This window comes from Streptomyces flavofungini, from assembly GCF_014650815.1.
GTDB lineage: Bacteria > Actinomycetota > Actinomycetes > Streptomycetales > Streptomycetaceae > Streptomyces > Streptomyces flavofungini.
The window spans coordinates 751,361-777,077 of record NZ_BMVR01000002.1; the positions used below are offsets into that span (position 1 = coordinate 751,361).

Consider the following 25,717-nt stretch of genomic DNA (forward strand, 5'->3'; position numbering starts at 1 on the left):
GCGGCAGTGGTCGGCGTGGGCCCGGCGGGGGTGGTCGGTGCGGGCCGGGCGGGTCCCTGCGGCGGGATCGCGGCGCCCGCCTCCGGCCCCCTCACAGCTCCCCCATCCGCCGGATCACCGGCGCCACCCGCTGCACCCCGTGCCGGTACGCCCCGCGTGCCGCGCTGCGGACGGCCTGGCGGACGGGGCCCGGGTCGCGGTCGGCGGACGGGGCGCCGGGCAGGGGCGCGGCGTCGGGGCCGAGGTGGTGGCGGGCGAGGATGCCGGGGAGGTAGCCGGGGGCGGTGACCTGGGTGTAGTACGGCTGGATCGGCGGGAGTCGGCCGTCGCGGGCGAGGCCGGTCAGCTCCGCCACCCGGGCGCGGGCCGCGTCGAACGCCGTCTCGTACGCCCCGTCGGCGGCGACGCCCTGCCGGGCGACCCAGTCGGGGTCGGGCTCGGGGCTCTGCCCGGCGTCGAGCTGGTCCCAGGAGGCGAGGCAGCCGGAGCCGATGAAGGCGTGGTTGCCGAGGGCCTCGCGGACGCCGAGGTCGGTGAGGACGGCGGTGGGGATGCGGCGGTGCAGGGATTCGAGGGCGGCGGTGGAGCTGATGGTGACGAGCAGGTCGGTGCGGTCGAGGACCTCGCCCATGTGCCCGTAGACGAGGCGGAAGTTGGCGGGCTGCTCCGCGCCGCGGACCAGCTTCTGGTACGGCAGTTCCTCGATGTGCGTGGTGTGCTCGCCGGGCTTGCTGCGCAGCTTGAGGAGGACCTCGCGCTCGGGGTGGCGCCGGGCGTGCTGGAGGAGCCGGGACAGCAGGTAGGCCCGGTCGGCGCGCTTCTCCGGCACGGACGGCTGGGCGGCGAAGACCACGGTGTAGGGGTCGCGGGGCGCGTACGGCTCGCCGCCGAGGAACGGCAGCGCGGCCTCCACGACGCCGGACGCGTCGGCGCCCACTCCCTCGTACACCGCGCGGAAACGCTCGGCGTCCTGGCGGGAGTTGGCGAGGACGACGTCCGCGCCGTGCCGCAGGAGGAGTCCGTCGGCCAGCTTCTCGTAGACGACGCCGACGTAGCCGGTGACGACGACGGGGCGCCGGGCCATGCCGTTCCAGGCGCGGGCGAGGCCGTGCAGGACGGCCTGGACGGCGCCGCCGACGAGGGCGAGGACGACGACGTCGTACGCCTCCTCGTCGCGGGCGGACCCGACGGCGTTCAGGAACTCTATGGCGGTGACCTCGCGCATGCTGTCCGCGCGGACTCCCACCTCTTCGAGCTGGCGGGGGGTGGGGGTGGCCCGGCCGCGGAGCAGGTATCCGTCGAGGTGGAGGTCCGGGGCGGCCGCACCGCCCGCGGCCTCGGTGGCCTCGGCCGCACCGCCCTCGACGGCTCCCGTGAGGCGCTTCGCGGTGAGCGAGCCCCATTTCCACCGGGTGTCGGAGTCGGCGAGCACGGCGACCCGCGTCGTCTTGTTGCTTACTGGCACAGCGAAGACGCTAGGAAGGCATTCCGATTGATGGCCCAACTCAGGTGCAACAAACGGTTAACAGCATGCCGACGAATGGCGAATCGGCCTGGCAAACGTGTGACGGGACGCCCGGTTAACCATTCCGCCACGCTTCGTTCACCTGACATCCCACTGCGGGACAAGACGAATGCCGGGCCGACACCTAACGTCTCGCACGTGGTTAAGCTCTCCGTCATCGTGCCGTTCTACAACGTGCAGCAATACGCGCCCGACACCTTGAAGTCCCTGCACGCGAACGCGCGTGGAGACTTCGAATTCATTTTCGTCGACGACTGTTCGACGGACGACACCCCGGACGTGCTCGAGCGTGCCGCGCGCGAGCTCCCCGGCGCCGTCCATCTCAGACATGAACAGAACGGGGGCCTGGCCACGGCCCGCAACACGGGTCTGGACGCGGCCCGCGGCGAGTACATCACCTTCCTGGACGGCGACGACTGGCTCGCGCCCGGCTACTACGAGCAACTGCTCGCCGCCATGGAGGAGTTGGGCTGCGACTTCGTCCGCACCGACCATGTGCAGTGCACCGCGCGCGCCCGCAGCGTGCACCGGGTGCCGCACGGCCTGCGCGGCGTGGTGATGTCCCCGCGCGACGTGATCCTGCCCGCCGACCGCTCCACGTCCGTGGACTACGCCTTCGCCTGGGCCGGGATGTACCACCGCCGCCTGCTCGACCAGGGGCTCCTGCACTTCACCCACGGGCTGCGCACGGCCGAGGACCGGCCGTGGATCTGGCGCCTGCACCGGGAGGCGAAGTCGTTCGCCGCGGTGGGGCTGCTCGGCGTCTTCTACCGGCGCGGCGTCGCGTCGTCGCTGACGCAGATCGGCGACGTGCGCCAGCTCGATTTCATCAAGGCGTTCGATCAAGTGGTGCGGGAGACGGCCGCGGACCGCGACGCGGACATCCTCCTCCCGAAGGCCGTGCGCACGTACTGCGCGATCATCTCCCACCACCTGGGATCCATCGAAAGGTTCGAGCCGGCCGTGGCCCGGAAACTGAAGTCGCTGAGCGCCGCCGCGCTCAAGCGCATGCCCCAGGGCGTCCTCGACGAGGCCCTGGACTCCATGGACGTCCAGCGCGCCACCCGGCTCCGCCGCCTGCGCCGCCGCGCCGTCGGCGCCGGGGAGGTGGCCGCGTGAGCCCCGCAGGCCAGGCCGTGCCCGACCCGCACGCCGCCGCCCTCGCCGCCGCGCGCCCCGACGCCCGCCGCCGCACCACGCAGATCTTCTTCGCGTCCACGCTGTACGGCGTCGCCACCCTGGCCGCCGCCCTGGACGCCGACCGCTTCGGCCCGGCCGACCGGCGCGTGCTCCTGATCGCCAACAACGCGGCGACGCCCGAGACCACGCCGTCCGTCGACACGATGCCCGGCTTCGAGCGGCTGCGCGGCCGCTTCGACGACGTCCTGTCGTGGAACGAGGCCATCTCGCCGTTCCACCCGGGCAGTTGGTCCCCGCGCGGCGACGACCTGCCGCTGTGGCAGCGCTATCTGCGGCTCGCCTGGGGCCTCGGCGACGACAACGTCGAGCTGGCCGTGGAGTCGATCCAGGTCCACCCGGCCCTCGCGCTCACGCAGATCTTCGCGGGCGTGCCCGTCGACGTGTACGCCGACGGCCTGATGAGCTACGGCCCCACCCGCAACAAGATCGACCCGCTGGTCGGCACCCGGGTGCGACGGCTGCTCCACCTCGACCTGGTGCCCGGCCTGAAGCCGCTCCTGCTCACCGAGTTCGGCGTCGAGCCCGAGCTCGTACCGACCGACACCTTCCTGAAGGTCCTCGGTGAACTCGCCGACAGCGAGGCGGAGTCGGGCGCCCTGGACGCGGTGTCGCGGATCGGCGAACCGGCGCTGCTGCTCGGCCAGTACCTCTCCGCCCTCAACATCCTCACCACCGAGGAGGAAGAGGACCTGCACGCGCGGATGCTGCGCGGCGCGGCGGCGCTCGGGCACACCCGGGTGGTGTTCAAGCCCCATCCGACGGCCCCCGCGCGCTGGTCGCGGCAGCTGGAGCAGGAGGCGGAGCGGCTCGGCGTGGAGCTGACCGTCCTGGACACGCCGGTGCTCGCGGAGGTCCTCTACCAGCGGATGCGGCCCGCGCTCGTCGTCGGCTGCTTCTCCACGGCGCTGCTCACCGCCTCCGCGTTCTACGACCTGCCGGTGGCCCGCATCGGCACGGAGACGCTGCTTGAGCGCCTGAAGCCGTACGAGAACAGCAACCGCATCCCGGTCACGCTGGTCGACGCGCTGCTGCCCGACCTCGGCGATGGCGAGGCCGTCTCCGGGCGGCGCCGGGAGCCGGACGCGGCGGCGCTGAGCGGCCTGGTGCGGGCCGTGGGCTTCGCCATGCAGCCGAAGATCTACCCGGGCCTGCGCGCGGCCACGGAGCGCTATCTCGCCACGCGCCTGGACGAGCGCACCTGGCGGTACTTCAAGAAGCGCAGGCTGACCGCGCTGGCGCTGCCGGGCGGGATTCCGGTGCAGCTCGCCTTCATCCCGCGGAACGCGGCGGTGCGCAAGGTGGCGCGGCGGGCCCGGTCGATCAAGCGGGCGGCGCTGGGCTGAGGGCGCCGGGGCGGTCCTGGGGGTGCGCGGCACCGGCGTGCCGGGCACCCCGGCTGCGGGTAAGGTGAAAATCCGCTCGCGTTCACGGGGAATTCATCTTCGCGGACCTTCTCGGCCGTCCTGCGGCTGTCCAAAAGCAGCATTGCGGCACGCGCCTTGACCGTCTCCGGGATATCCCCCCTGGTTTCCCCGGAAACGTGCGTCCGCACCAAGGAGTGGGTTTTCCCTCATGTCTGCTGCGCACGACATATCCACGCCCCCGCAAGAGCTCAGCGACGTTCCCGGCTGGTTCCCGAATCTTGATCAAATGCTGTTCGGCTGGCTGCTCACCCGGCAGCAGGACCGGGGAGTTCGGGGCGATCTCCTGGAGATCGGCGTCTATCTGGGCAAGAGTGCGATTTTCCTCGGCCACCATCTGGTCGACGGCGAGGGCTACACGGTCTGCGATCTGTTCGAGGACGACGCACCGGACGGGGCCAACGAGGCGGAGTCCAGGAAGTCCTATCCGTCGCTGACCAAGCAGGCGTTCGAGCGGAACTACCTCTCCTTCCACGACGAGCTGCCGCGCGTGCTGCGCGGGCCCAGCTCGGTGGTGCCGGGTGAAGTGCCGCCGAGGTCCTGCCGGTTCGTGCACGTCGACGCCTCGCACCTGTACGAGCACGTGCACGGCGACATCGGCGCGGCCAGGGACACCCTGCTGCCCGAGGGCATCGTGGTCCTGGACGACTTCCGCTCCGAGCACACGCCGGGCGTGTCCATCGCGGCCTGGGAGGCGGTGCTCAACCGCGGCCTGAAGCCGATCTGCCTGAGCACGCAGAAGCTGTACGGCACCTGGGACGAGCCGGGGCCCGTGCAGGAGGAGCTCCTGGCCATGGTGCGGGAGCGGGACGACTGCCACCTGAGCGTGCAGGAGGCGGCCGGGCACCGGATCATCCGGGTCAAGTCCAAGGAGGGCATGGCGGCACCGGAGTTCCCCCCGTCGCGGCACCACCGCGCCCCGGCCGGCCCCCGCCCCGGCGCCCCCGAGCACGGCCCCCGCACCGCCGACCGGTCCCCCGCGTCCGGCACCCGGCGCCCCACCGCCCGCTCCCTGGCCCGCGCCCGCGCCCGCCGCATCGCCGCCGACCTGCTGCCCCCGGTCGTCACACGGGCCGTGCGCCGGGGCCGAGCAGGGTGACGCCGACCCCGGCCACCACCGCGGCGAGGCCCGCCTCGAAGCCGTCCTCGTACCCCCGGAACATCTCCTCGCCCGCGGCCGCGGCCAGCGGGTAGTCCTTGAGCCGCTCGGCGCGCGCGGCGAGGTCGTAACCCTCGCTGCCCGCCCCGTCCGTGCCGCCCTCGCCGTCCGTGCCCGGGCGCGGCCCCGTGGCCTGCTCCTCGATGACGTATCCGATGGTGTAGCTCGTCGCGGTCAGCAGGGCGCGGGCCGCGGCGCCCGGTGTGAAGCCCGCCTCGGTGAGGCGGCGCAGTTGGGCCTCGACGGGCGCGGCGTACGACGTGTCGGTGAAGTACGTGCCGCTGTACACCTTCGCGCCGTCGCGGTAGCGCAGCAGCATGCGGCGCAGGGCGCGCATGGCCGTGGTGACGGAGGTCCGCCAGTCGGCGTCGGGCGCGCCCGCGAGGTCGGCCGCCGCGGCGCGCACCATCTCCGTCGCCATCTCGTCGAGCAGCGCCTGCTTGTCCTTGAAGTGCCAGTACAGCGCGGGCGCCTTGACGTCCAGCTCCTTGGCGATCGCGCGCAGGGTCAGGCCGTCGAGCCCGGTCTCGTTCAGGAGGTCGAGCGCGACGCGCGCCACCCGCCGCCGGTCCAGTCGTGTCGTAGCCACCTTGACAACTTAACACCGTTAAGCGCATTCTCGGGGCATGGCACTTAACAGCGTTAAGGCAATAGGTGGAAATCCTGTGGAATCGCCGCTGGCGGCGACGGTCGAGGTCCTGGTCGTGGGTGCGGGCCCCACCGGTCTGACCCTCGCCTGCGATCTGGCGCGGCGCGGCGTGCGCGCCCTCGTCGTGGAGCGCGCGACGGGGCTCTTCCCCGGTTCGCGCGGCAAGGGCGTGCAGCCGCGCACGCTCGAAGTCTTCGACGACCTCGGGGTGGTCGGGGCGATCCTGGCGGCGGGCGGCGCGCCGCCGGTCGGCATGGTGTGGCGGGACGGGGTCCGGCAGGGCGAGTACCGGATGTTCGACGAGCCGGAGCCGAGCGGATCGGCGCCGTACGCGGGTCCGGTCCTGGTGCCGCAGTGGCGCACGCAGGAGATCCTGTACGCCCGCCTGACGGAGCTCGGCGGGTCGGTCGCCTTCGGCACGGAGGTCACGGGGCTCGCGCAGGACGCGGACGGCGTCACGGCGAGCCTGGCGGACGGCGGCACGATCCGGGCGGCGTACGCGGTCGCCGCCGACGGCGGCCGGTCCGCCGTACGGCGCGCGCTCGGCATCGGCATGACGGGCGGGACCGTGGACCCGCAGCCCATGCTCGTCGCCGACATCCGGATCGCCGAGGGCGCGCTCGACCGCGACAACTGGCATGTGTTCCCGCCCGAGGGCGCCCACCCGGCCGAGGGTGCCGCGAGCGGCGGCGACTTCGCCGCGATCTGCCCGCTGCCGGGCATCCCGGACTTCCAGTTGGTCGCCCGGTTCACGGACGGCGCCGAGCCCGACCTGTCCCCCGAGGGGGTACGCGCGGCGGTCGCGGCCCGCACCCATCTGACCGGCGCCGACGTCACCGAGGTCCGCTGGGCCTCCGACTTCCGGCCGCGCGCCGCCCTCGCGGACGCCTTCCGCGCGGGCCGCGTGTTCCTCGCGGGCGACGCGGCGCACGTGCACTCCCCCGCGGGCGGCCAGGGCCTCAACACCAGCGTGCAGGACGCCTACAACCTGGGCTGGAAGCTGGGCACGGTGCTGCGACACGGGGCGGACACGGGGCTGCTCGACACGTACGAGGAGGAGCGGCGGGTGGTCGCCGCGCGGATGCTGGACCTGTCCACGCGCATCCACCACGGCACCAGCAGGCGCGGCGCGGCGACGCGCCAACTCGGCCTGGGCTACCGGGAGTCCTCACTGTCCGCCGAGACACTGCTCACCGCCGGGACGCCGCTCACCGCCGGGACCTCGGCGGGCGACCGCGCCCCCGACGCCCCCGTGGGCGCGGGCCGCCTCTTCGACGCCCTCCGCGGCCCGCACTTCACGCTGCTCGCGGTGGCCACGGACGCCGGACTCCCGCCACTGGACAGCGACTTGGTGCACGTACACCACACAGCCGAACGCACCCTCTACGCGGCGGGGCTGTACCTGATCCGCCCGGACGGATACATCGGCTGGACGGGCCGCGACCAGGAAGGCCTCAGGAAGTATTTGACCTCAACCAAACTTGAGGTCCTAGCTTCGGGGGCATGACGAAAACCAACGCGAACACGACCGCGAAGAGCCCTGCCGCCAAGCCCCCCTTCACCCCGTCCCACAGTGACGCCGACCTGGTCAACCAGCCCATCGGCTACTGGAGTTCGGCGGCGGGCAAGGCCGTCGTCCACCACATCCGCGCCATGCTCGCCGAGAACGGTCTCACCCAGCCCCAGTGGTGGGTCCTGAACCAGGTCGTCGGCCACGAGAACGGCCGCGACCGCAAGGAGGTCGTCCATGTCCTGCGCGGCTACCTGGAGTTCGGCGAGGGGCCGTTGCAGCACGACATCGACTCCCTGATCCAGCGGGCGCTGCTCAGCCAGGACCCCGGCACGGCGGACGCCCCGCTGCACATCACCGACGCGGGCACGGAGTTGCGGAACCGGGTCGCGGCGCTGCAGGAGCGGACGCGGGCGGAGATCCACGAGGGCATCGACGACGCCGACTACGTACGGGCCCTGAAGGTCCTCCAGCGCATGATCCACAACGTGGACGGGCAGGCCTGGCACCACTGACGCAGGCTTCACAACCATTCGCTCATGGGAAACACTTCGGGGAGTGATGTCCGGTGGAGCGGCGTGGGGGATGCGATGAGCAGGGACGCGATAGCCAGGGGACGCGCGGCGGCGGGAGCCGTCGTCGCCCTGGCCCTGGCGTGCGGGTGCACGGCGCAGGCCGTGGAGACGACGGGCAGGAGCGAGAAGTCGCCAACCGCCCGCTCGTCTTCGGACAACTCCTCGCCCACGCCGAGCGAATCACCCCTGAAGAAGATGAAGTCCCCGGTGTCGCGGGCGGAGTTGCCGCAGTCGAAGACCCCTGAGGTGCCGTCCACGCCGCCGGCTCGGCCGCGTACGAGTACCCCGCCGCCCCCGGCCCCGCCCGAGCCGGGACCGGTCGTCCTGGCCCGCGGCCAGGACGGCAGGAAGGTGCGCGAACTCCAGGCGCGGCTCCGGCAGATCGGCTGGTTCGGGCAGCACCCGACGGGGACGTACGGCCCGGTCACGGCGATCGCCGTCGAGGGCTTCCAGGGCAAGCGGGGCCTGCTGCGCACCGGCGCGACCGACACCCGCACCTGGTCCCGGCTGCTCGCGATGACGCGCGAGCCGACGAGGAACGAGCTGTACCCCGACGGCGGCATGCCGCCCGCGAAGCCGGACCGGCGCTGTCTGACCGGCCGGGTCATGTGCATCAGCAAGGAGAGCCGCACGCTGACCTGGATGATCGACGGCAGGTCCGTGACGACGGTGGACGTGCGCTTCGGCTCGGAGTTCACTCCGACCCGCGAGGGCGAGTTCCGTGTCTTCTGGAAGAACCGCGACCACGTCTCGACCCTGTACGACACTCCGATGCCGTACGCCATGTTCTTCAGCGGCGGCCAGGCGGTGCACTACTCGTCGGACTTCGCAGCCCGCGGCTACAACGGCGCGTCCCACGGCTGCGTGAACGTACGCGACAAGAAGTCCCTGGCAAGCCTCTTCAAGCAGGTCAGGACAGGCGACAAGGTAGTCGTCTACAAGTGACCACGAGGACCACCAGAACGACCACGGCCACCACGGCCACCACGCCCACCACGCCCACCACGCCCACCACGCCCACCAATAAGTCCCCCACAACGAACCGAACCATCAATTGAGCAACCCCCACGGCGATCAATTTGGTCCGCGAGAGCGCGCGCCGGTTTAGGCGCAAAATACGGCGCGGGCGGAATCGGGGGAACGTATCCCGCCCGCGCCAGTGGCACGGAGCCGTAGGTACGGGGGGAACCCCGGCTCGTGCGCAGCCGATGACCAGTCGGCTCACTTCTTACTGCGCCGCTGATTCGGAAAACGTCACACCCTGCTGGTGCGGCCTGGGTCACACTTTCGTGGCGGATGCACGGAGTGTTGGGTGCCGAACGCTGCGTGCGGTCAGCGGGCCGGCAGGGCGCTGTACGAGGTCGACGGCTGCGGGAGCGGGGCGGGCAGTATGACGGGCGGGGCGTGGCCGCCGCCGCTCTGGCCGTCGCCGGGGCCGTGGTTGCCGCCGTCGTTGTCGTCGTCCCCGTCCCCGTCGCCGTGGCCGCCGTCGTTGTCGCCCTTGCCGCCGCCCTTGCCGTTCAGGACGCGCTCGCAGAACCGGTGCACGCGCTCGGCGCCGCGCGCGGCTTCCTCCAGGCGGCGGCGCTTGTCGCCCTGGAGTGCGCCGCTCTGGTAGTCGCGGCAGGCGGAGAGCACGCGCTTGCGCCACTTCCTGGCGTCGCCGTGCTGCCCGCCCTCGCCCGTGTCGGGCCCCTGGCCCTTGTCGGGCTTGTCGGCGGTGTCCTTGCCGCCGTCGGTGCCTTCCGTGCCGCCGCCCGGTTTCTCGGTGTTCCGGGGCGGCGTGCTGCTCTCCGGGGGCTTGGACGGGTCGTCCTCGGGGGCGGAGCTGACGTCGTCGGGCAGGTCCTCGGGCGGCTCGACCTCGTCGTCCGAGGGCGTGCTGAGCGGCTGCTCCGGCGTCGCCACCGGGGACGCGCTGGTCGCGGGCCCCTGCTCGCTGTGCGTGAACGGCGAGGGAATCACCCCGGTCCCGGCGGCGACGGCGACCCCACCGGCCATGCAGGCGGCGAGCGCGGCGGCCACGCCGAGGCGTACGGGGCGCGCCCAGCGGGTGGGGCGGGGGGTGCCGCGGCCGATGCGGACGGCCTGGTCGGCCTGGTCGGTGCGGCCGGGGGGTGTCACGAGGGCGGTGGGAGCGCCGGGCACACCGGGGGCACGGGCCGCACCGATGACGCCGGGGCTCCCGGGACCCACAGCACCGACAGGGCCGCCGTTGCTCGACTCACTCGGCACGCTGACCGCACCGGCCGCCCCCACACCGGCGGCACCAGCCGCCCCACCACCCCCACGCGCAGCACGAAACGCAGCCAGCGCCCCGGCCTCACCGGGCAACTCGGCCTTCCCGGCAGAACCGGCCGCGGAACCGCACCCGGAACCCGCCGCGGAACCAGCCGCGGAAGACGATTCGGGAGCGCCTTCGGGGGCAGACGTGGAAGCGGCCGAAGAAGCGGTCGGAAGGACCGGCGCACGCAGCGCGATCAGCGCTTCCGTGAGGCGTTCCGCCTGTTCGCGCTCGTGATCACCGATGCCGTCGAGCCGCTCGCCGCGGAGCAATCGCTCCGCGGCATCGCGGTCCAGCCACTTGTACTGCTCGTCGGCCATCACATGTCCTTCTGCGTCCGCGTACGCGAATGCGTCACACACGGGGACGGTGGCACCGCACGTCCGTGCGGGTCAGGCTGCGGGGGTACGGCACCGAGTCCGCGCCCCTGCGCGGGGGCATCGGCGCCCATCAGCTCGGCGAGGCGCTTGAGGCCGCGGTGGGCGGCGGTGCGGACCGCGCCGGGGCGTTTGCCCAGCGTCTCGGCGGCGCTCTTGGCGTCGAGGCCGACCACGACCCGCAGCACGACGGCCTCCGCCTGGTCCTGCGGGAGCTGGGCTATGAGGGCGAGCGCGGCGCCCGTGGAGAGCGACTCGATGGCCTCGCCCGCGGTGTCGGCCTCGGCGGGCCTGCCGGTCAGCTCGGTCTCGTCGCCGCCGATGGCGGGGCGGCGGCCGCGCATCCGGATGTGGTCCAGGGCGCGGTTGCGGGCGATGCGCGCGGCCCAGCCGCGGAAGCGGTCCGCGTCGCCGCTGAACCGGTCGAGGTCGCGGGCGATCTGGAGCCACGCCTCGGACGCGACGTCCTCCGCGTCGAGGTCGCCGACGAGCGTACGTACGTAGCCGAGCAGCCGCGGGTGCACGGAGCGGTACACAGTCCGGAACGCGGTCTCGTCCCCGTCCTGTGCCGCAAGCACGGCGGCGGTCAGCTCAGCGTCGTCCTCCCCCTGCACTGCGTGCCCCTCTGCGCCTGGTCAGGCGCCGCTCTCACGGGTCTGTCTTCTCGCGGTCGTGCGCCGCTGCACCGCTCGCGGTGGTCCGGCAGGCGGTCGCGTCGATGGGTCGCAACGCGGCGCGAACCTGCACGCTACGGCGTGAAACCGGTGCGCGTCCATGTTTGTACAACATGCAACTAGCGGGTGACACATCGCGGTGTGACAGAAAACGCACCCGGGACGCAGAAGGGAGTACGGACCGCCAAGCGGTTCGTGCCGTGTGACGGCCGGGGCCTCTCCTGTGGGGGGTGGCGGCCCCGGCCGCTCACTCGCCGGCGGTGGCTCAGACCTCGAAGAGGTCGGCCCCCGCCGGTCCCCCGAACTCGCTCGGGTCGACGACCTCGGACGCGGGCGGCGCCTCGACCTCGAAGGGCTCGTCGTAGTCGGACAGCTTGAGGACGCGGCGCTCGCCGCCCTCCTCGGCCTCGTAGGCCGTGATGCGGTGCTTGCCCTCGGCGGCGACGTACATGACGTTCTTGTCGCCACGCTCGACGTCGACAATCGGGATGACGTGGCGGCCGTACCGGTACGTCGGCCGTTCGGCGCGGACGGTGCCGTCGAAGTCCTCGTCGCCCATCTCGTCGATCGCCTGGTGCAGGCTGCCCAGGTCGCACATGCCGTTGGAGAAGGCGGCGCCGTCCTTCGGCATCTTCAGGTACTTGCCGCGGACCAGCGCGACCCGCTTCCTGATGACCGAGGCGGCGGCGGGCTCCTCCGCCTCGGCCTGGGCGAGCAGGCCGTCCAGCGAGGCCTCGGTGAACCGGATGTGCGTCGGGCCGCCGTCGACCACGAGCAGTTCGCCGCGCTGCCCCTGGCCGCCGTCGAAAGTGCCCGTGCAGTTGGAGTGCCGGTCGACGCGCAGCGAGACCTCGATGCGCCGGGCGGTTCCCGCGGTCGCCGAGCCCTGGGTGATCGCGGCGGTCAAGCGCACCGAATCCGCCGACCTGAGCAGGCGCACGCCCTCCGTCGCGAGCTGCTTGCCGCGTGCCTGGTCCGGGGGCAGTTCCCGCTGGAAGGTCCCGTTCAGCCGCACCGGCTCGTCGTCGGCGCCGCAGGCCGTCAGCGCGGACGCCGTCGCGGCGGCCACGAGCACGACGGCCACGACCCGGTTCCGGCGCCCGCCGACCCGTGTCCCGCGCCCCGCCCTCAGCCCCACAGTGCCCACCCGCCCCGCCGACCTTTCCCGTTCCCGTTCGCGCACGCGTTCTCATGCGTTTCTCATGCGACCCGTCCTATGAACCCTGCGTGGCCGTCGACCGGGTTGTCACATCGGTTCGCCGAGGGAAAGGTCACGCGACATTTCGCCCCGCCGCGTACAACCCTTCCGTTCTCCGGGTAGTCGTACGAACTCGCTGATTCACCAGAAGCTCACCAGAGCAGCTCACCAGAGGGGTTGGGGCATTTGAGCCTGCGAAAGGCGCACCGCGGTGCGTGGCTTGCCGTCGGAGCCGTCGTGCTCGGCGGCACCGGAGTCATGGCGGGCACGACGGCGCACGCGGCCGACGTCACCCCCGCCGCACCCACGGCCGACTACGACCGCGACGGCACCGCCGACCTGATCGTGGCCACCCCGCGCGCCTCCGGGTCGAAGGGGTCCGTGACCGTCGTGCCGGGCGGCGCGGGCGGCCCGGTCGCGGGCAAGAAGAAGACGCTCACGCAGTCGAGCACGGGTGTGCCCGGCGTGAGCGAGTCCGGCGACCGGTGGGGCGCGGCCACCGCGTGGGGCGACATCGACGGCGACGGCAACGCGGACCTCGTGATCGGCGCGCCGGGCGAGGACGACATGTCGGGCCACCGGGACCGCGGCGCCGTGACGATGCTGTACGGCCCGACGTTCACGTCCGGCACGGACCTGCAGCTCTCCGAGGACTTCGCCTACAGCGGCGCGCGGTTCGGCTCGGCGGTCGCCGTCGGCGACTTCGACGCCGACGGCAAGGCGGACGTGTTCGCCGCGGCCACGGGCACGGGCGGCAGCTGGTCGGCACGGTTCGCGGCGGGCCGCGAGACGGCGGGCACGATCACGTCCGGCGACCAGGCCATCGCGTACGCCGATGCCGCGTCCGGCGACTTCAACGGCGACAAGTACGCCGACGTGGCGCTCACGTACCGCGACGCGGCCGGGAAGGGGAAGGTCGTCTGGTTCAAGGGCACCCGCTCCGGGCTGAGCCGCGTGAGCACGCTGACCGCCAAGGGCGGGCGCTCGGTCGCGGCGGGCGACGTGACCGGCGACGGCCGCGACGACCTCGTCATCGGCCAGCCGTACACCTCCGAGTCGGCCGCGCACGCGGGCGGCCAGGTGACGGTCGTGCCCGGTACGGCGTCGGGCCTGTCCTCCGCCGGTGCGACCACGGTCCACCAGGCGAGCCCCGGGGTGCCGGGCGCCGCCGAGGCAGGCGACGCGCTCGGCTGGTCGGTGGCGGTGGGCGACGTCGACAAGGACGGGCACGCGGACGTCCTGGCCGGCGCGCCCGGCGAGGACATCACGCGCGCGGGCAAGTCCCGTACGGACGCGGGAACCTCACTGCTCTTCAAGGGCACCGCGGCCGGCCTGACGGGCACGGGCGCGCTCGCCGTCAGCCAGGACGAGCCGGACGTGCCCGGCTCCACCGAGTCCGGCGACCGGCTCGGCTCGGCGGTCTCGCTGGCCGACTTCGACGGCGACGGCCGCGCGGACGCGGCGATCGGCGCCGACGGCGAGGACGAGGGCGCCGGTACGGTCCTGCAACTGGACACCGACGCCTCGGGGGCGCCGGTGCTCAAGAGCGGGGTCTACTACGGGCGGACACAGTTCGGTACGCCCGCGACGGCGCACCTGGGCGAGGCCCTGACGCCCTGACAGGACCACCACCAGGGGACGCCCTTGAGCGATCACGGAGCGGGCGGTGCCGACGCGGCCTCGGCAGGCCGGGGCCGGTTCACCGCCCGCTCCAGTGCGTCGAAGGCCTGGTGCACCAACGCGCGGTGGCCAACGGCGGCTTCGTCGGCGCCGGTGCCCGCGAGCTGGCGGCGGGCCGTCGTGACGTACGCGGTGCGGTACGCCGCCACGGTCAGGGCGGCCGTGAGGCGGGCGTCGGTGCCGGGCGCGGCGGGGTCCTCGCCCGCGGCCCGCGCGAAGGCCGCCGCGAGGGCGTCCTCCAGCTCCCCCAGGGCCTCGCGGGCGCGCGAGCGCAGCGCGGGCGAGTCGAGGACCACCTGCCAGAAGCGCGGGAAGGACTCGCCGACGGCGCCGAACGGGTGCCGCTCGTCGAGGAACGCGAGGACGTTGCGGCGCAGCGCGGCCAGCGGTGTCTCGTCCGGGCGGCGGTCCTCGACGGCCCGGGTCACCGCCTCGATGCCCTCCGGGACGCGGTCGAGGAACAGGTCCTCCTTGCGCGGGAAGTGGTTGAAGACGGTCATCGTCGAGACCTCGGCCGCGGCCGCCACCTCCGCGACGGTCACGTTCTCGAAGCCCCGGTCCAGGATCAGCAGCGTGGCCTCGTCGGCGATGCGCTGCCGGGTCCGCCGCTTCTTGCGCTCCCGCAGGCCCAGCTCGCCGTCCCGCGGCTGCCCCGTATGCCTCTCCATGACCATCACTATACCTGCTATAAACTTTTAGTGACTACAGTCAAATGCATGACAACGAACTCATGCGACGTGGTCGTGGTCGGCGGTGGCCCCGTGGGCCTGATGCTGGCCTGCGAACTCCGGCTCGGCGGCGCCTCCGTGGTCGTACTGGAACGGCTGACGGAGATCGACACGACCATCAAGGCCGGTGCGGTGAACACGCCGAGCGCCGAGGCGTTCTACCGCCGCGGCCTGCTCCCCGCCCTCGCGGCCGAGCAGGAGCGCGCCCTGCGGAAGGTCACGGAGTTCGTACGGCAGCGCGCGGCGGAGTCCGGCGCCCCGCCGGGCCCGGTCAAAATGGCGCCGCGCTTCTCCGGGCACTTCGCGGGGATCCCGCTGAGCGCCGACCTCCTGGACGCGGCCGACCCGGACTTCGACGGCCGGGGCCCCGCCGACCACGTCGGCCTGGTGCCGCAGGCCACGGTTGAGGAGGTCCTCGCGGCCCACGCCGAGGCGCTCGGCGTGGACGTGCGCCGGGGCACGGCGGTGACGGGCTTCGACCAAGGCCCCGACCAGGGCCCCGACCAGGGCTTCGAGCACGGCTTCGACCAAGGCGCGGACGGCGTGACCGTGCGGACGACCGCCGGGACGCTGCGCGCGGGCTGGCTCGTCGGCTGCGACGGCGGGCGCAGCCTCGTCCGCAAGACCGCGGGCTTCGACTTCCCCGGCACCGACCCGGAGATCACCGGCCACCAGGCCCTCGTCGAGCTGGCGAACGCCGAGGGCCTGCGCCTCGGCTGGAACACCACCGCCACCGGCATCTACGCCTTCGGCCCGATGCCCGGCCGCATCCTGACCGTCGAGTTCGACGGCGCGCCCCAGGACCGTGACGCGCCCGTCACCGAGGCGGAGATGCAGGCGAGCATCCGGGCCGTGACCGGCGTCGACGTCACCGTCACACGGGTGCACACCGCGACCCGCTTCACCGACAACGCCCGGCAGGCCACGACGTACCGGCTGGGCCGGGTGCTGCTCGCGGGCGACGCCGCGCACGTCCACTCGCCGTTCGGCGGCCAGGGCCTGAACCTGGGCCTCGGCGACGCGCTGAACCTCGGCTGGAAGCTCGCCGCCACCGTGCGCGGGGACGCGCCCGACGGCCTGCTCGACACGTACACCGCCGAGCGGCACCCCCTCGGCGCCTGGGTCCTGGAGTGGACGCGGGCGCAGATCGCCGTGATGCGCCCGGACCCGCGCGCCCGCGCCCTGCGGACGGTCGTCGGCGACCTGATGGGGACGGTCACCGGCACGACGTACTTCGTCAAGAAGATCTCCGGCGTCCGGCAGCGGTACGACCTCGGCACGTCCCACCCGCTCGTCGGCGCCAGCGCCCCCGACTTCGCGTTCGCCGACGGCGGCCGCCTGGCCGACCTGCTCCACGACGGCCGCGCCCTGCTGCTCGACCTCACGGACGACGCGGCGCTGCGGGGGCGGGCCGAGGGGTACGGGGAGCGGCTGCGCACGCACACCGCCGCGTGCCCGGACCAGCCGAAGCTGGCGGCCGTGCTCGTCCGGCCGGACGGGTACGTGGCGTGGGCGGCGGACGCCGGGGGCGACGCGGGGGCCGCGTCGGACGGCCTGACGGCGGCTCTGTCGCGCTGGCTGGGCGAGCCCGCGCGCTGAAGTCTGCCCAACGGGTGGGCGGGACCTGGGGCTTGCCCAAGGGGTCGGCGGGACCTGGGGCCTGTCCAAGGGGTCGGCGGGACCTGGGGCCTGTCCAAGGGGTCGGCGGGACCTGGGGCCTGTCCAAGGGGTCGGCGGGACCTGGGGCCTGTCCGACGGGTCGGCGGACCTAGTCCGTCCCCGCCCCCGACCGCCGCGACCGCGACACCACCGCCCGCAGCACCCGCCGTCCCTCGGTCGACACGTCGAGCACCTGGCGCAGGCCGCCGCCGGTGCCCGCGCGGCCGCCGAGCAGTTCGAGGACCCGTACCTGGCGCCGCAGTTCGGCGGCGACGAGCGGTGACACGCCGTCGTTCCCGGCGTCCAGGAGCCGGTGGATCTGCAGGGCCGCGGCCGAGCAGCCGTCGGCCCAGGGGCGCAGGGAGTCGGCGGAGCGGGCGGCCGGGACGGCGTCGAGCATGCGCCGGGCGAGGGCGGCGGCGTCCCGGTCGGCGGCACCGGGGTCCGCGCCGGGCGCACCGGAACGACCAGGGCCACCGGCCCCGCTGGCGCCGCCGGAGGCAAGCGCCCCGCGCACCTCCGTCAACGCCCCCTCCCAGGCCGTCCCGTCGGCAAGGCTCACCCACAAGGGGCGCAGCACCTGGTCGTCGCCGTCGAGCAGCGGCAGGCAGCGGTCGAGGCAGCCGAGGCCGCTCGCGGCCAGGGCGGTCTCGTCGGCCTCGGCGATGAGACCGACCAGGCTCGGCTGGCCGGTAAATGACTCTCCGGCGGCGCCGAGCGCGCTATCCGGCCAGGCGTCGCCCGCCCGCGCCTGCAGGTCTGAACTGGACAAAGGGCTCGTACTCATGACGTACGCCGTCTCCCGTCGCGGACTGGGCACCTCCGCATGCCCCACTTGCCCTTACTGCGTACGGAGGCTCAGTAACGTCACAGCGGCCGGAATTCGACGCTGCGGGACACGCTACTGCGGGAACACCCCGAGCCGGTCGAGAAAGCGGAAGAACAGTTCTTCCGCGGACGGTTCGGGGGCGGCGGTGAGGACGTCGAGCAGCGCCGCGGTCTGTGCGGTGCGGCCCGACTCGGCGGCCCAGGCGACGGCGCGGTCGGCGGCGTCGCGCGGCTCCAGGAAGTAGTCCTCGACGGTCAGTTCGTCCTCGCCGAGGTATCCGGCCATCGCCTCGCGGGCCAGACACGTCGTCCACGCGCCGCTCTCCGGCGCCGCCGCCTCGACGACCACGCAGTCGCTGTCCAGGACGTACCCGAAGAGCGCGGGCGCCGCCGTCTCCCGCGCGAGCGCGTTCATGTTGCCGACGTCCACGGAACCGTCGCCCGGGCACTCCCAGACCTGCCAGCCGTCGGGCCGCTCCTCAAGGAGCGTGAGCCGGTCGCGTACGCCCGCCACCGCGTCGTACTCCCCGAGCGGCCGCGCGCTCCTGCCGACGACGTAGTACCCCCAGTAGCCCATCTCCGTGCCCCCGTCGTGCTCGAACCGTTGTTTCCGGCTTCCGGCCGAATACACCACAGGGCGCGTGCCCGCGCCACCGAATGCACGGATCACGCACAGCACGCGCGGATGATCCACGCGTTCGGCCACGACCCGCCCAAGCGGGCGACCGCACCGGACTACCCGAAGGACTGCCCCATCGGCCCAGGGCCGGAACGCGCCATCGCGTCCCGCACCGCCACCAAACGGGCATCAGGCCCTCAGCGCGCGGGCCGTGCGGGCCCTGCGGACCCTGCGGACCCTTCCAAGGATCCCGCCAACCGCACGAACGCCTCCCACGGCCGCGTCGGCCCCCGCTCGTCCCACAGCTTCTGCGCCGTCGCCCGCAGCGGCATCCGGACCCCGCGCGCCACCTCGTCCTGCGTCTGCGACCCGGCGAGGTCGCACCACACGGCGAAGGTGCCGCCGAGGATCTGCCGGTCGTAGGAGGCGGGGACGGGCCGGGTGCCGCGCACGACGAGGGGGGTCCACTGTTCGTAGATGCGCTGCCCGGTGGGGTACTGGAAGTCGTTGGGCTCGCCGAGGACGTAATAGAGGTACTCGTCGTTGTAGTTGACGACGTCGCGGCCGTCGCGCAGGTACTCCACGGGCTCGCGCGCGCCGAGCTCCTTGCCGGTCCAGTACGCGACCTCGACGCGGTCGTCGACGCGGGTGACGCCGCCGCGGAAGAACCCGTCGTTCCAGGCCCGCACCGCCCGGCCCCGGCCCACCGCCTGCGCGCGGTCGTTCAGCCACGCCGTCGCCAGGTCCTGCACGCGCGCGTCCGGGCCGAGGCGGTCGCGGGCCGCGGCGGCGAGCTGCGGGTAGGAGGCCTCCGGGTCGCTCCGGGTCAGGGCCTGGTACTCGTCGGCGCCGAGGTGCCAGCGCGCGCCGGGGAACAGCTCGCCGTACTCGCGCAGCAGGTCGTCGACGATCTCGGCGGCCTTCGGCTTCGCGATGTCGACGGCGCCGCTCGTCGCCACGCCGCGGCTGTCGCGCAGTTGCAGGTCCGGGTGGGCGGCTATGACCGCGCCGAGGTGTCCGGGCGAGTCGATCTCCGGTACGACGGTGATGTGCCGCTCGGCCGCGAGGTCGACGATGCGGCGGACCTGCGCCTTGCTGAGGTGGTCGGCGGAGACGACCTCGGGGTGCGCGTCGGAGGCGATGCGGAAGGCCTGGTCGTCGGAGAAGTGCAGGCCGATCTCGTTGTACTTGAGGTCGCCGAGGTCACGGATCCGGTCCTCGATCCACTGGGCGGAGAAGTGCTTGCGGGCTATGTCGATCATGAAGCCGCGGCGCGGCTTGGCGGGCCGGTCCCGCACGACGCCCTCGGGAGCCGTCCGGCCGCCCGCGACCTCCTGCTTGAGGGTGCGGGTGCCGTAGAAGACACCGGCCTCGGCGGGCGCGGCGATCCGCACGGTGCGGTCCTCGACGGTGAGGGTGTACGACTCGGGGCCGCCGCCGTCCCGCCCCTCGCCGCTGTCCTTGTTGCCCTTGTTGCCCTTGTTGCCCTTGGCCAGCTCCAGGCGTACGTCGCCCGCGCGCGGCTTCGCCTCCCCCGCGTACCGCAGCCGCAGCTCCCCGGCGAGCAGCCGCGCCTCGTCGGCGAGGACCCGGTCCCCGACGACGACCCGCCCGCCGTCGCCCGGCCGCCAGCCGGGGCCCCGGGCGGGGGTGTGCTCGCGGACGGCGGGGATGGTGGCGGGCGCCTTGGACAGGGCGTACGACGTGGTGGGCGCGGGCTCGCGCGGGGCGGTCGCGGAGGCCGTCGCCGTGCCCGGCGTCCGGTCCCCGTCACCGGCAGCCCGCCCGCCGTCCCCCGCGCCCCCGCCGCCGGACCCGTCGGGCCAGAACCCGACCGCGAGGGCCACCGCCCCCGCCGCGACGATCCCCGTGCCCACGGCGAGCCCCCGCCGGATCACGACCCGCCACCCGCCACCGCAACCGCGCCACCCGAAGCCGACGCGCCCGCCGCACCCACCGCGTCCGGGGCCGACGGGGCCACGGCAACCGAAGCCGACGCGCCCGAAGCCGACGCGCCCGTGCCACTCGCGGCCGACCCGCCCGCCGCACCAGAAGTCAGAGCCTCCATCCCCCCACGCTAAGCCCGCCCCGACACCGCCCGCTCGTCCACCCGGGAAGAGCCACCGCGTCCACCCGACACCCCCAAACTCTCCCATTCGGATGAAATCCGGGTACCACACGAACACCCCTCTCCCCTCCCCGCTAGCGTTGCCCCAGACCCCGCACCGGTGAGTCACACCCGCGTCGGGACCACCCGTCACCGCCGGGACCACCCGCCACCCGCTGCTCTGTGCCGAGGAGCTCCCCTGCCGCCGCACCGCGCCATACCGGACGCCCTGAACGCCGCGCAGCCGCACGACGCCGAGCGCACCCTGCTGACCTGCTGCGGAAGCCGTCACTGGGCGCACCGCGTCGCCGCCCACCGGCCCTACCCGGACCTGGACGCGCTGCTCGCCGCCGCCGACGAGGCGGCCTACGACCTGGCCCCCGACGACCTCGCCGAGGCCCTGGCCGCCGAACCCCTGCGGCCCGCGTTCCCGCCCGGCCCCGGCTACGAGGCCGCGGCCACCGCCCTGCGCGCCGCCACGGCCGCGTACGAGAGCCGCTTCGGCCACGCCTTCGTGGTCTGCCTCGACGCCGTCGCCCCCAGCGAGGCCCTGGACCACCTGCTCGCCTCCATCCGCGCCCGGCTCGGCCACGACCCGGAGGAGGAGCGTGCCGTGGCCGCCGAGGAACTGCGGCGCCTGGCCCGCGGCCGCCTCACCCGGCTGGCCCACAGTCAGATCGAGAACGCTGAAAGCGCTGCGACCGCCGCAAACACCGCGCACGCCGCGAGCACGGTGCGCGCCACGCCGCCCGCCGCTCGGGAGCACGCCGTCGCAGCCCCCGCACAGCGCGGCGGGCCCCATCGCGATAGCCCGTACGTACCAGTTTGATTGCCTGTTTGATCACACCAGCGGACCCCGGGCGGGGAAGCCGACAACTCGTCGATACGATGTCGAGCGGCCGGTGGACCGTACCCGGCCGGGCTCGTCCGACCGAGAAGCCGGCCGGCCCCAATCCCCGCTCCCGGAGGGTTCTTCCGTGCCGGCTGGAACGCTGTACCGCGGCCGGGAAGGCATGTGGTCATGGGTGGCTCATCGAGTCACCGGTGTCCTCATCTTCTTCTTCCTGTTCGTGCATGTCCTCGACACCGCTCTCGTCCGCGTCTCCCCGGAGGCGTACGACGATGTCGTGGCTACCTACAAGACGCCCCTCGTCGCTCTCCTTGAGTACGGCCTGGTCGCCGCCATCCTCTTCCACGCGCTCAACGGCCTGCGCGTCATCGCCGTCGACTTCTGGTCGAAGGGCCCGCGGTACCAGAAGCAGATGCTCTGGACCGTGGTGGGCATCTGGGTCGTGCTGATGGTCGGCGCGCTCTACCCGGTCCTCGGCCACGCCGTCCGTGAAGTATTCGGGAGCTGAGGCCAGACATGTCCACTGACACGACCGTAGAGAAGTCCGGCGGCTCCGGCGTCGGCCCCGTCGAGGACGTCGCGCTGTACGACGTCGACCACCCGGCCCCCCTCATCGAGGCCCCCCGCAAGCGCACCTCGAAGACCCCGCGCGCCACGCGCGGCAACTTCGAGATGGCCGCCTGGCTGTTCATGCGCCTGTCCGGTGTCGTCCTCGTCGTCCTGGTCATCACGCACCTGCTGATCCAGCTCGTCCTGGACGGCGGCGTCTCCAAGATCGGCTTCGCGTTCGTCGCCGGCCGCTGGGCCTCGCCGTTCTGGCAGGTCTGGGACCTGCTGATGCTGTGGCTCGCGATGCTGCACGGCGCGAACGGTCTGCGTACGGTCATCAACGACTACGCGGAGCGCCCGAACACGCGCCTGTGGCTGAAGGGCCTGCTGTACACCGCCACGGTGTTCACCATCCTGCTGGGCACGCTGGTGATCTTCACCTTCGACCCGAACATCCGCTAGGCACGGGGCTGAGGTAACCACCCATGAAGATCCACAAGTACGACACCGTCATCGTCGGCGCGGGCGGCGCCGGCATGCGCGCCGCCATCGAGGCGACGAAGCGCAGCCGCACCGCCGTGCTCACCAAGCTCTACCCCACGCGTTCCCACACGGGCGCGGCGCAGGGCGGCATGGCCGCCGCGCTCGCCAACGTGGAGGAGGACAACTGGGAGTGGCACACCTTCGACACGATCAAGGGCGGCGACTACCTGGTCGACCAGGACGCCGCCGAGATCCTGGCGAAGGAGGCCATCGACGCGGTCCTCGACCTCGAGAAGATGGGCCTGCCGTTCAACCGCACCCCGGACGGCACCATCGACCAGCGCCGCTTCGGCGGCCACTCCCGCAACCACGGTGAGGCGCCGGTGCGCCGGTCCTGCTACGCCGCGGACCGCACCGGCCACATGATCCTGCAGACCCTCTACCAGAACTGCGTCAAGGAGGGTGTGGAGTTCTTCAACGAGTTCTACGTCCTCGACCAGCTCATCGTGGAGGAGGACGGCGTCAAGAAGTCGGCGGGCGTCGTCGCGTACGAGCTGGCCACCGGCGAGATCCACGTCTTCCAGGCGAAGGCCGTCGTGTACGCCTCCGGCGGCACCGGCAAGTTCTTCAAGGTGACGTCGAACGCGCACACCCTGACCGGTGACGGCCAGGCCGCCTGCTACCGCCGGGGGCTGCCGCTGGAGGACATGGAGTTCTTCCAGTTCCACCCGACCGGCATCTGGCGCATGGGCATCCTGCTGACGGAGGGCGCCCGCGGTGAGGGCGGCATCCTGCGCAACAAGGACGGCGAGCGCTTCATGGAGAAGTACGCGCCGGTCATGAAGGACCTCGCGTCCCGTGACGTCGTGTCCCGCTCCATCTACACGGAGATCCGTGAGGGCCGCGGCTGCGGTCCCGAGGGCGACCACGTCTACCTCGACCTCACGCACCTGCCGCCGGAGCAGCTCGACGCGAAGCTCCCGGACATCACCGAGTTCGCGCGCACCTACCTCGGCATCGAGCCCTACACGGACCCGATCCCGATCCAGCCCACCGCGCACTACGCCATGGGCGGCATCCCGACGAACGTCGAGGGTGAGGTCCTCTCGGACAACACCACCGTCGTCCCGGGCCTGTACGCGGCCGGCGAGGTCGCCTGCGTGTCGGTGCACGGCGCCAACCGCCTGGGCACCAACTCGCTCCTGGACATCAACGTCTTCGGCCGCCGCGCGGGCATCGCCGCCGCGGAGTACTCGGCGCAGGCCGACTACGTGGAGCTGCCGGAGAACCCGGCGGAGCTCGTCGTCTCGCTGGTGGAGCAGCTGCGCGACTCCACCGGTACGGAGCGCGTCGCGGACATCCGCAAGGAGCTCCAGGAGACGATGGACGCCAACGTCATGGTCTTCCGCACCGAGCAGACGATCAAGACGGCCGTCGAGAAGATCGCCGAGCTGCGCGCGCGCTACCAGAACGTCTCGGTCCAGGACAAGGGCAAGCGCTTCAACACCGACCTCCTGGAGGCCATCGAGCTGGGCAACCTGCTCGACCTCGCCGAGGTCATGGCGGTCTCGGCCCTCGCCCGCAAGGAGTCCCGCGGCGGCCACTACCGCGAGGACTACCCGAACCGCGACGACGTCAACTTCATGCGCCACACCATGGCGTACCGCGAGGTCGCCGACGACGGCAAGGACTCGATCCGCCTCGACTACAAGCCGGTCGTCCAGACCCGCTACCAGCCGATGGAGCGTAAGTACTGATGGCAACTCCGACGATGGACAAGGTCGAGGCGGAAGCCGCGGCCTCGGACCACCTCATCACCGTCACCTTCCGGATCCGCCGCTTCAACCCGGAGGTCTCGGCGGACGCGGTCTGGGAGGACTTCCAGCTGGAGATCGACCCCAAGGAGCGGGTCCTCGACGGCCTCCACAAGATCAAGTGGGATCTGGACGGCACCCTGACGTTCCGCCGGTCCTGCGCGCACGGCATCTGCGGCTCGGACGCCATGCGCATCAACGGCAAGAACCGCCTTGCCTGCAAGACCCTGATCAAGGACATCAACCCGGCCAAGCCGATCACGGTCGAGCCCATCAAGGGCCTCACGGTCCTGAAGGACCTCGTCGTCGACATGGACCCGTTCTTCCAGGCCTACCGCGACGTGATGCCCTTCCTGGTCACCTCCGGCAACGAGCCGACCCGGGAGCGCCTGCAGTCCGCCGAGGACCGCGAGCGCTTCGACGACACCACGAAGTGCATCCTGTGCGCCGCGTGCACGTCGTCCTGCCCGGTCTTCTGGAACGACGGCCAGTACTTCGGCCCGGCGGCGATCGTCAACGCCCACCGCTTCATCTTCGACTCGCGTGACGAGGCGGGCGAGCAGCGCCTGGAGATCCTGAACGACAAGGACGGCGTGTGGCGCTGCCGCACCACGTTCAACTGCACCGACGCGTGCCCGCGCGGCATCGAGGTGACGAAGGCGATCCAGGAAGTGAAGCGGGCGCTGATCACGCGCCGCTTCTAGCCCTGCTCTCTGCTTTCAGCCCTGCTCTCTCAGGGCGCACGCGTAAGGGCCCCGCTCCTTTCGGAGCGGGGCCCTTACGCGTTGCTCGTCAGGCGCGCAGTGCGTCAGGCACGGGGTTCTCGTAGCTGATCAGCAGCCGCGCCGTTTCCTTCCGGGTCGCTTCCCGCATGAAGGGGATGGCCCGCTCGACGAAGTGCTCTTCTTCGAGGAGTGCCTCCAGGACCTGGAAGTACACCCTGCGCCCGAGCGACAGCGCGCCGCTCACCGCGAAAGCCAGAACTCCCCCGGCGGCGCCACGTACACGCGTACGCGCCCCATCACCACACCTCACTCCAAAAATGAAGATTTCCTGAAACAACCGAAACAACCGAAACAACCGACAGAACCTATCCGCCGGTACGGGGGAATGTCATGACCTCTCATGGTTGCCCGACTTGTGGAAGCGATCGCATAACCACCCGGTCACACCAAGATCACATCGCTGGGTGCCGACGGCGGTCGCGTGGCCGGGCACGGGCCACGACGTGCCGCGCACCCTCGCCTTCGCCCCGCCCTGCCCCGCCCCGCCGGCCCGGCCCGGCCCGGCGGGAAACGCGCCGTACGGCATGGACGCGGCGCCTGGGCCGAATCGACCCGTATTCTGACGACATGTCAGACAATAGCCAGCCGTCGACTGCCTCCGACCTGCTCGGATTCGACAACGCGCTGTTCCCCGTGGGCGACCTCGACGAGGCGGTCGGCTTCTACGAGCGCGCCGGGTTCCCCCTCACGTACCGCCTGGACGAGGCCGGGCTCGCCATCCTGAAGGTGGGCGCGGAGACGCCCGGCGTGCTCCTGCGCGTCGAGGGGGGCGTCGACCGGCGCCCGCCGCCGTGGCCCGCGCCGCGCGTCTGGCTGGAGGTGCGGGACGCCCGCGCGAAGGCCCGGGAGCTGGGCGAGGCCGGGATCGCGGTGCTCGCCGAACCGGCCTCGGTGGCGACCGGCTGGACCGTGGAGATCACCGACCCGTGGGGCAACGTGGTCGGCTTCACGGACTACTCGAAGCGGCCGGGCCTGGCCCGCGCCTAGGTGTATTGGCCCGCGGGGTTGTTGACGCGGGTGATGGGTGGGTGGCCGCCGAGTGC

The 25,717-nt window shown here is 72.7% G+C and carries 23 protein-coding genes and 1 pseudogene; 14 read left to right on the plus strand and 10 right to left on the minus strand.

Annotated elements, in window-relative coordinates:
• Nucleotides 1-91: 91 nt before the first annotated feature.
• Nucleotides 92-1,465 carry a DUF6716 putative glycosyltransferase gene (locus tag IE274_RS07090; RefSeq protein WP_190114690.1) on the minus strand — a complete coding sequence of 458 codons (1,374 nt, stop codon included), beginning with the start codon at nt 1,463-1,465 and terminating at the stop codon, nt 92-94.
• A gap of 198 nt (nt 1,466-1,663) precedes the next feature.
• On the opposite strand from IE274_RS07090, the gene IE274_RS07095 reads away from it, so the two are divergent.
• The 3 genes from IE274_RS07095 to IE274_RS07105 all read left to right on the plus strand — a co-directional run bounded on the left by IE274_RS07095 (nt 1,664) and on the right by IE274_RS07105 (nt 5,245).
• On the plus strand, nt 1,664-2,644 hold the full coding sequence (locus IE274_RS07095) for a glycosyltransferase family 2 protein (protein WP_190114691.1): 981 nt from the start codon (nt 1,664-1,666) through the stop codon (nt 2,642-2,644).
• 17 nt (nt 2,645-2,661) lie between these two features.
• A complete protein-coding gene (locus tag IE274_RS07100; RefSeq protein ID WP_190114773.1) occupies nt 2,662-4,068 on the plus strand; it encodes a polysialyltransferase family glycosyltransferase in 1,407 nt (468 codons plus the stop codon).
• A 229-nt stretch (nt 4,069-4,297) separates the two neighbouring features.
• A complete protein-coding gene (locus IE274_RS07105; protein WP_229909294.1) occupies nt 4,298-5,245 on the plus strand; it encodes a class I SAM-dependent methyltransferase in 948 nt (315 codons plus the stop codon).
• Here IE274_RS07105 and IE274_RS07110 read toward each other — a convergent pair.
• The gene (locus IE274_RS07110; protein WP_190114692.1) at nt 5,211-5,894 is read right to left on the minus strand and encodes a TetR/AcrR family transcriptional regulator C-terminal domain-containing protein; all 684 of its coding nucleotides are present in this window, start codon (nt 5,892-5,894) and stop codon (nt 5,211-5,213) included. The genes IE274_RS07105 and IE274_RS07110 overlap by 35 nt on opposite strands.
• Nucleotides 5,895-5,931: 37 nt before the next feature.
• Here IE274_RS07110 and IE274_RS07115 point away from each other — a divergent pair, with 37 nt between their 5' ends.
• The 3 genes from IE274_RS07115 to IE274_RS07125 all read left to right on the plus strand — a co-directional run bounded on the left by IE274_RS07115 (nt 5,932) and on the right by IE274_RS07125 (nt 8,984).
• On the plus strand, nt 5,932-7,461 hold the full coding sequence (locus IE274_RS07115; protein WP_190114693.1) for an FAD-dependent monooxygenase: 1,530 nt from the start codon (nt 5,932-5,934) through the stop codon (nt 7,459-7,461).
• Nucleotides 7,458-7,979 (plus strand): MarR family winged helix-turn-helix transcriptional regulator, encoded by a 522-nt coding sequence (locus tag IE274_RS07120; protein WP_229909296.1) that lies wholly within the window; start codon nt 7,458-7,460, stop codon nt 7,977-7,979. Before IE274_RS07115 ends, IE274_RS07120 begins: the two co-directional genes overlap by 4 nt.
• 75 nt (nt 7,980-8,054) lie before the next feature.
• Entirely contained in the window at nt 8,055-8,984 is a 930-nt protein-coding gene (locus IE274_RS07125) for a L,D-transpeptidase family protein (protein WP_190114694.1), read from the plus strand.
• 387 nt (nt 8,985-9,371) lie between these two features.
• Here IE274_RS07125 and IE274_RS07130 read toward each other — a convergent pair whose 3' ends face one another.
• The 3 genes from IE274_RS07130 to IE274_RS07140 form a co-directional block, all read right to left on the minus strand.
• Entirely contained in the window at nt 9,372-10,643 is a 1,272-nt protein-coding gene (locus IE274_RS07130; RefSeq protein ID WP_190114695.1) for a hypothetical protein, read from the minus strand.
• Nucleotides 10,643-11,314 (minus strand): RNA polymerase sigma factor, encoded by a 672-nt coding sequence (locus IE274_RS07135; RefSeq protein WP_190114696.1) that lies wholly within the window; start codon nt 11,312-11,314, stop codon nt 10,643-10,645. The genes IE274_RS07130 and IE274_RS07135 overlap by 1 nt, the downstream gene beginning before the upstream one ends.
• A 325-nt stretch (nt 11,315-11,639) precedes the next feature.
• Nucleotides 11,640-12,458, minus strand: coding sequence for a hypothetical protein (locus IE274_RS07140; protein WP_190114697.1), 819 nt, complete (start codon nt 12,456-12,458; stop codon nt 11,640-11,642).
• A gap of 300 nt (nt 12,459-12,758) precedes the next feature.
• Here IE274_RS07140 and IE274_RS07145 point away from each other — a divergent pair, with 300 nt between their 5' ends.
• Nucleotides 12,759-14,192 (plus strand): FG-GAP-like repeat-containing protein, encoded by a 1,434-nt coding sequence (locus tag IE274_RS07145; protein WP_229909297.1) that lies wholly within the window; start codon nt 12,759-12,761, stop codon nt 14,190-14,192.
• A 32-nt stretch (nt 14,193-14,224) separates the two neighbouring features.
• On the opposite strand, the gene IE274_RS07150 is transcribed toward IE274_RS07145, so the two are convergent.
• Nucleotides 14,225-14,920 (minus strand): TetR/AcrR family transcriptional regulator, encoded by a 696-nt coding sequence (locus tag IE274_RS07150; RefSeq protein ID WP_190114698.1) that lies wholly within the window; start codon nt 14,918-14,920, stop codon nt 14,225-14,227.
• Nucleotides 14,921-14,968: 48 nt separating this feature from the next.
• On the opposite strand from IE274_RS07150, the gene IE274_RS07155 reads away from it, so the two are divergent.
• Nucleotides 14,969-16,579 carry an FAD-dependent oxidoreductase gene (locus IE274_RS07155; protein WP_190114699.1) on the plus strand — a complete coding sequence of 537 codons (1,611 nt, stop codon included), beginning with the start codon at nt 14,969-14,971 and terminating at the stop codon, nt 16,577-16,579.
• A 169-nt stretch (nt 16,580-16,748) separates the two neighbouring features.
• On the opposite strand, the gene IE274_RS07160 is transcribed toward IE274_RS07155, so the two are convergent.
• The 3 genes from IE274_RS07160 to IE274_RS07170 form a co-directional block, all read right to left on the minus strand.
• Nucleotides 16,749-17,318, minus strand: coding sequence for a hypothetical protein (locus tag IE274_RS07160; RefSeq protein WP_190114777.1), 570 nt, complete (start codon nt 17,316-17,318; stop codon nt 16,749-16,751).
• Nucleotides 17,319-17,540: 222 nt separating this feature from the next.
• Complete coding sequence (locus tag IE274_RS07165) at nt 17,541-18,044, minus strand: hypothetical protein (protein WP_190114700.1); 504 nt, start codon at nt 18,042-18,044, stop codon at nt 17,541-17,543.
• Between the two features lie 239 nt (nt 18,045-18,283).
• On the minus strand, nt 18,284-19,981 hold the full coding sequence (locus tag IE274_RS07170) for a beta-N-acetylhexosaminidase (RefSeq protein ID WP_229909321.1): 1,698 nt from the start codon (nt 19,979-19,981) through the stop codon (nt 18,284-18,286).
• Between the two features lie 393 nt (nt 19,982-20,374).
• Here IE274_RS07170 and IE274_RS07175 point away from each other — a divergent pair.
• From IE274_RS07175 to IE274_RS07195, 5 genes and pseudogenes are all read left to right on the plus strand, one after another.
• Nucleotides 20,375-20,857, plus strand: a pseudogene (locus IE274_RS07175) (2-oxo-4-hydroxy-4-carboxy-5-ureidoimidazoline decarboxylase); the annotation flags it as partial.
• Nucleotides 20,858-21,170: 313 nt separating this feature from the next.
• The gene (sdhC, locus tag IE274_RS07180; RefSeq protein WP_190114701.1) at nt 21,171-21,551 is read left to right on the plus strand and encodes a succinate dehydrogenase, cytochrome b556 subunit; all 381 of its coding nucleotides are present in this window, start codon (nt 21,171-21,173) and stop codon (nt 21,549-21,551) included.
• Nucleotides 21,552-21,559: 8 nt separating this feature from the next.
• Complete coding sequence (locus IE274_RS07185) at nt 21,560-22,054, plus strand: succinate dehydrogenase hydrophobic membrane anchor subunit (RefSeq protein WP_190114702.1); 495 nt, start codon at nt 21,560-21,562, stop codon at nt 22,052-22,054.
• A gap of 23 nt (nt 22,055-22,077) precedes the next feature.
• Nucleotides 22,078-23,832: a succinate dehydrogenase flavoprotein subunit gene (sdhA, locus tag IE274_RS07190; protein WP_190114703.1), complete on the plus strand. Its 1,755-nt coding sequence runs from the start codon at nt 22,078-22,080 to the stop codon at nt 23,830-23,832.
• Nucleotides 23,832-24,593, plus strand: coding sequence for a succinate dehydrogenase iron-sulfur subunit (locus IE274_RS07195; RefSeq protein WP_190114704.1), 762 nt, complete (start codon nt 23,832-23,834; stop codon nt 24,591-24,593). Before sdhA ends, IE274_RS07195 begins: the two co-directional genes overlap by 1 nt.
• 88 nt (nt 24,594-24,681) lie before the next feature.
• Here IE274_RS07195 and IE274_RS07200 read toward each other — a convergent pair whose 3' ends face one another.
• Nucleotides 24,682-24,858, minus strand: a complete 177-nt coding sequence (locus tag IE274_RS07200; RefSeq protein WP_190114705.1) for a hypothetical protein — start codon at nt 24,856-24,858, stop codon at nt 24,682-24,684.
• A 383-nt stretch (nt 24,859-25,241) separates the two neighbouring features.
• Here IE274_RS07200 and IE274_RS07205 point away from each other — a divergent pair, with 383 nt between their 5' ends.
• On the plus strand, nt 25,242-25,661 hold the full coding sequence (locus IE274_RS07205) for a VOC family protein (RefSeq protein WP_190114706.1): 420 nt from the start codon (nt 25,242-25,244) through the stop codon (nt 25,659-25,661).
• Nucleotides 25,662-25,717: the final 56 nt, after the last annotated feature.

Coding starts and splice junctions, on each gene's coding strand:
- IE274_RS07205 (WP_190114706.1), top strand. CDS start 25,242: ATGTCAGACAATAGCCAGCCGTCGACTGCCTCCGACCTGCTCGGATTC.
- IE274_RS07105 (WP_229909294.1), top strand. CDS start 4,298: ATGTCTGCTGCGCACGACATATCCACGCCCCCGCAAGAGCTCAGCGAC.
- IE274_RS07185 (WP_190114702.1), top strand. CDS start 21,560: ATGTCCACTGACACGACCGTAGAGAAGTCCGGCGGCTCCGGCGTCGGC.
- IE274_RS07120 (WP_229909296.1), top strand. CDS start 7,458: ATGACGAAAACCAACGCGAACACGACCGCGAAGAGCCCTGCCGCCAAG.
- IE274_RS07115 (WP_190114693.1), top strand. CDS start 5,932: ATGGCACTTAACAGCGTTAAGGCAATAGGTGGAAATCCTGTGGAATCG.
- IE274_RS07125 (WP_190114694.1), top strand. CDS start 8,055: ATGAGCAGGGACGCGATAGCCAGGGGACGCGCGGCGGCGGGAGCCGTC.
- IE274_RS07150 (WP_190114698.1), bottom strand. CDS start 14,920: ATGGAGAGGCATACGGGGCAGCCGCGGGACGGCGAGCTGGGCCTGCGG.
- IE274_RS07130 (WP_190114695.1), bottom strand. CDS start 10,643: ATGGCCGACGAGCAGTACAAGTGGCTGGACCGCGATGCCGCGGAGCGA.
- IE274_RS07155 (WP_190114699.1), top strand. CDS start 14,969: ATGACAACGAACTCATGCGACGTGGTCGTGGTCGGCGGTGGCCCCGTG.
- IE274_RS07165 (WP_190114700.1), bottom strand. CDS start 18,044: ATGGGCTACTGGGGGTACTACGTCGTCGGCAGGAGCGCGCGGCCGCTC.
- sdhA (WP_190114703.1), top strand. CDS start 22,078: ATGAAGATCCACAAGTACGACACCGTCATCGTCGGCGCGGGCGGCGCC.
- IE274_RS07195 (WP_190114704.1), top strand. CDS start 23,832: ATGGCAACTCCGACGATGGACAAGGTCGAGGCGGAAGCCGCGGCCTCG.